Below are 4,596 nucleotides of genomic sequence, written 5' to 3'. Positions count from 1 at the left end.
GCTTGAGCGGCGTCCGCCTCTGTTACGAAGCGGACCTTCAAAAGTTCGGGCTCAAGGTCCGAAAGGGGTCGGGAGCGGGCTCGGCGGCGATGTCCGCTTTCATACATCGCCGTCCCGAAGCGGACCGGCAGAAATCCACCCGTCGCAGACGTTCATGGGGGCTATCTGCAACGACGAGATCTGGCCGAAAGCGGAATGGCCGCTTCGGAGAAGGCCCGCCGGAGAAGCGGACGGCCTCCTATCGACCCAACCCAGTCGCCCCGACCGCCGTCGGCGCTTCTCCGAAGCGGTCGTTCGTCAGCCCACCGGCAACTTCGGCTCGGGGTGGGATGCGGAAGTTGACCGACCGCTCGCAAGCGGACGTTCCGCCTGCGAACCAACCTAGCCGCAACTTCTGATCTGCGCCCTCATTGAAAGCAAACGTTGGTCGCGCCGTCGCTCCGGTAGCAGCACGCCCATTGCAATCATTCAAAACGCCATTGTGCATCCTTCGAAGCGGGCATTCGCAATTCGTCATGACTAGAATTCTGCCGTGGTCGGCTCTGTGGCGAGCCAGAATTCGGTAACACTGAAATAGCAGCGTTTTCATATCTCGAATTCTGGATCATTTTATGCCTCTTTGGGCGAGACGAGCGCGCTGATCGGGCGTAGATTGGCCACGCTTAGGGCCCGCCGACGATGGATGCGCCGTAAGAAGAGGGAATACGCGGCGGATGGCGTCGTGTCCTCACTCGGAGGCTTCGATGACTGCCTCGCTCAATCCCGCTGCACCCCACCATCTGCCGCCGTTCATCACTGCCTCAGGTGAGACAGACGTCTTCATGGTGATTATGGCTGTGTTCCTGGTCATAATCGTGATGGCGATTGGGCTTCTGTTCCTGCGTTTGCACACCTTGCCCGAGCGGATCGCCCACAAGGGCCATAAGCTCCAATTCGAGATCGTCGCCGTACTGGGTCTACTAGCCCTGTTCACACACGTGCATCTTTTCTGGGTCATCGGCCTTCTGCTCGCCCTGATCGACATTCCCGACTTCGGAGGTGCGTTCGGCAGGATGGCGGGATCTCTCGAAAAGATTGCGGGCATACCGGCAGGCCAAGGAGCGGGCGAGATGGCGGACCTGCCCAAAGCCGCAGTTCCTCATCACGAAGAAACGCGGCCGCCGTTGCGGCCCATGTCGAAAATCGCTCCAGTCAACACAGGGAGCTGAGCCATGCTTGAGCTACTTCTCTGCTCAGTGCTGACGATCCTGCCAGATTATCTCGTCCGCCGCTTTGCTCAGGGTAAGCGGTTAGGCAAAGAGATCACGCTTTTCTCGGTCTGGTTCGAACTTCGGTGGGGTATTGTTGGGTGCCTGATGCTCACCGTAGGGCTGATCACCGTGATATTTTACAATCATCCTTCCACGAGCAATGCTACCTTGTTCTATCGAACGGTGCCGATTGTTTCCGAGATCGGCGGCCGGGTCGCGCAGGTTTACGTCACTGATGTGAGCGCCGAGATCAAGCAAGGGGCGCCGATCTTCAGGCTGGACAGCTCAACCCAGGAGGCCGCGGCAGAAGCTGCCCGACGCAAGATCGCTGAGGTCGATGCGGCTACGGTGGCAGCGCGCTCCGACATTATGGTGGCCAATGGCAAGATCCAAGAGGCCAACAGCGCCCTTCAGCAGGCCGTGGACGAACTTGAGACCAAGCAGGAACTCAACCGGCGCAATGCCGTCATCGTCGCGCCGCGCGAGATCGAGCGGCTTCAGAACATGGTGAACGGCCGCCGAGGCACAGTCGCGGCAGCCACCGCCTCCAAACAGTCAGCCGAAGCGCAGATATCCAGTCTGCTTCCGGCCCAAAAGGCCAGTGCCGAAGCTGCGCTCGCCCAAGCCGAAGTAGAAAAGGCGAAGACCGTCATCCGAGCCGGCGTGAATGGTCGGATCGAGCAATTCAGGTTGAAGGCCGGTGACATCGTCAACCCGATCATGCGTCCAGCCGGAGTGCTGATCCCGGAAGGCGCTGGGCGAAAGGCCATCACGGCGGGTTTCGGGCAAATTGAGGCCCAGGTGATGAAGGTTGGCATGGTGGCGGAAGTCACCTGCGTCTCGAAGCCTTGGACCGTCATCCCAATGGTGGTGACGGTGGTGCAGGATTTCATTGCCGCCGGACAGTTCCGCGGTGGCGAGCAACTAATCGATGCTCAGCAGGTGGTGCGGCCGGGAACCATCCTCGTCTTTCTTGAACCTCTCTATGAGGGCGGCCTAGACGGGGTGACACCTGGCAGTAGCTGCATCGCAAACGCCTATACCAGCAATCACGAGCTGATCGCCTCCGGTCAGGTCAGCCCCTTCAAGGGCCTAATCCTGCATGCAGTCGACGCAGTCGGTCTCGTTCACGCCATGATCCTGCGGATCCAGGCGTTGATGCTCCCGATCCAGACCCTTGTGTTCGCCGGACACTGAAGCGGCTGCCGTGTGTAGGATCCGTAACGAACCTGCACACGGCAATTTATTACCAGGCAACCGGCCCCGATGAGGCTCTGGCTCAAAATCGTCGCGGCGATGGGCGCCCTCAGCACGACGGCCGTTGCGGGCGCATACACCCTGACGCGCTACCCAGCGCTGATCTCCGCCCGATACACGTTGACATTGGCGACTGGTCCCGTCGGGAGCGACGGACAGAAGGTGCTCGCCGCGTTCATCCGCGACCTGTCTACGGAGCATCCCCTCGTTCGCCTGGTCCCCGTTCCGACGGAGAGCTTGGCCGCCAGTGCGAAGGCTTTCATGGATGGCCAAGTCGATCTCGCGGTCGTGAGGAGCGACGACCAAGCGGCGGCCCAAGGACGCACGATCTTCGTGCTTCGGCAGGATGGGGTGGTGGTCCTTCTGCCGCCGGGGGCGAAGATCGAGAGGGTGAGCGAACTCGCGGGCAAGAAGCTCGCCGTGGCTAAGGGGTTTGATCCCGGCCTGCTCAAATCTTTTACCGAGTTCTACGGCCTACGCACCGCAGACCTGATTGAGATGTCGCGGACGGAATTCGGATCCGCGCTGAAGGCGAAGCGCGCTGCCGCCGCCATCGCAGCCGGGCCGCTTGGTCTTGGGCCGATCCCGGACGCCTTTGCCAGCATCCGGAAGAGCTTCAAGGCGAAGCCGTCCTACCTCGACATCGCGGAAACGGACGCCATCGTCGCCCGATGGCCTTCCTACTCTTCGGTCGAAATCAAGCAGGGGACCTTCGGGGGGACGCCGACCGAACCCAAGGAAACGATACACACCTTCGCGGTTCGCATCCTCCTGGTATCACGTGCCACGTTGCCGGACCGTGTGGCCGGCGAACTCACGCGTCTTTTGATGACGACGAAGGCGAAGCTCGTCATCGCGCTACCGGCGGCGGCCCAGATGGAAGCGCCCGACACCGAGCGGTCCTCGCTGCTGCCCGTTCACCCCGGAACGGTTGCCTATCTGGACGGCGAACAGGAAAGCCTGCTGGATCAGACGGTCAACTACTACTGGCTGGCCGTCATGATCGTCGCCATCTTCGCCCCCCTCGTGGGCTGGATCGCCTCTAGAAGCAGGCGACGCCGCAACAACGCGGCCCGGGCGAAACTTTGCAGGGTGGTCGAACTCACGACACTCGCAAAGAGCGGTACGGCGGATGAGCTTGCCACAGCCGATGCGGAGCTTGAACGCATCACTGAATGGCTACTCGAACGGCTCGCGGCTGACGAAATCGAACCCGATCATTTTGAACTCATCGAGCGGATCATCGCGCAACTGCGCGCGACCATCGAAAAGCAGCTCAATCACCCTACCACTGTCGGGGCTCCCTCAAAGGTCAGGCTCAAACAGGGTCTCGCTTAAGCCGAGCACGCAATGTGGTGCGACCCGAGCCAACGCATCTACCGAACGTCGGTCGGAAGCCCCTCCATGGCCTTCCCAAGCCGCTCCAGTTCAAGCGAGTAGCAGAACAAGGAGAATAGGATCGCTAGGACGGCAAGCGCCTTCGCAAAACCTTGGCCCAGGGGCGGTAGAGCGCTGAGTTCAGGCACATGCCGAAAGAAGATCACCGAGAAGAACGCCCCGCCAAAAAAGAAACTGGCTCGACTGGCAAAAAGCAGGAGATGTCCGATCACGACGTTGCGGAATGGAATATAGACGGGAACCCGCTGAAATCTGATCCAATAGCAGGATTGCATGACGGTGACGCAGCCGATTACGGTCGCAAGGCGCCAGAGTTCGAGATCCAGCGGTTCTCCAATGCGAGAGATCATCCGTCGAAAGATCGGCAGCATGATCCACAAGAGGCAGGAGGCAGCTGCGGTCTGAAGGACGAGTAGGCTGCCGTACGCAGCTGCCCATCGAGACGGTAGGGAAGTCGTTTGCAATCGGATCTATCCATACAGGCTGCGTTGGAGGGCCGCTTCACATCGATACTCGCCGAGCCTCCTCGTCAGCTTCTCCGTCTCGCTCTTAGAGCGCCTAACAGAACGGCACGGAGCGAGGCTTTCAGCGTTGGTTTAGCATGGCCAGACCGCTTCTGCCCGATGATCTCTGGGATGAGATCGCTCCGCTCCTCCCGCCGCCTCGGCCCCGTCCGAAGGGCGGGCGTCGT

At 60.7% G+C, this 4,596-nt stretch carries 4 protein-coding genes and 1 pseudogene; all 5 read left to right on the top strand.

All coding sequences use genetic code 11. The features are described from left to right. The first annotated feature begins 743 nt into the window (after positions 1-743). Positions 744-1,208 carry a hypothetical protein gene (locus MKK67_RS18155; protein ID WP_243966927.1) on the top strand — a complete coding sequence of 155 codons (465 nt, stop codon included), beginning with the start codon at positions 744-746 and terminating at the stop codon, positions 1,206-1,208. Positions 1,209-1,211: 3 nt separating this feature from the next. After that, the gene (locus MKK67_RS18150) at positions 1,212-2,447 is read left to right on the top strand and encodes an HlyD family secretion protein (RefSeq protein ID WP_243966925.1); all 1,236 of its coding nucleotides are present in this window, start codon (positions 1,212-1,214) and stop codon (positions 2,445-2,447) included. Between the two features lie 69 nt (positions 2,448-2,516). Continuing rightward, entirely contained in the window at positions 2,517-3,845 is a 1,329-nt protein-coding gene (locus tag MKK67_RS18145; RefSeq protein WP_243966923.1) for a TAXI family TRAP transporter solute-binding subunit, read from the top strand. A 188-nt stretch (positions 3,846-4,033) separates the two neighbouring features. Then, positions 4,034-4,321 (top strand): hypothetical protein, encoded by a 288-nt coding sequence (locus tag MKK67_RS18140; RefSeq protein WP_243966921.1) that lies wholly within the window; start codon positions 4,034-4,036, stop codon positions 4,319-4,321. A gap of 185 nt (positions 4,322-4,506) precedes the next feature. Continuing rightward, a pseudogene (locus tag MKK67_RS18135) lies at positions 4,507-4,596 on the top strand (IS5/IS1182 family transposase); the annotation flags it as partial.

This window comes from Methylobacterium sp. J-072 (assembly GCF_022829425.1).
Lineage (GTDB): Bacteria > Pseudomonadota > Alphaproteobacteria > Rhizobiales > Beijerinckiaceae > Methylobacterium.
This window is presented reverse-complemented; position numbering and strand designations above follow the sequence as displayed.

What these genes read in the sequence shown, in the direction of transcription:
- MKK67_RS18155 (WP_243966927.1), top strand. Translation starts at nt 744, where the DNA reads ATGACTGCCTCGCTCAATCCCGCTGCACCCCACCATCTGCCGCCGTTC.
- MKK67_RS18150 (WP_243966925.1), top strand. Translation starts at nt 1,212, where the DNA reads ATGCTTGAGCTACTTCTCTGCTCAGTGCTGACGATCCTGCCAGATTAT.
- MKK67_RS18145 (WP_243966923.1), top strand. Translation starts at nt 2,517, where the DNA reads ATGAGGCTCTGGCTCAAAATCGTCGCGGCGATGGGCGCCCTCAGCACG.
- MKK67_RS18140 (WP_243966921.1), top strand. Translation starts at nt 4,034, where the DNA reads ATGCCGAAAGAAGATCACCGAGAAGAACGCCCCGCCAAAAAAGAAACT.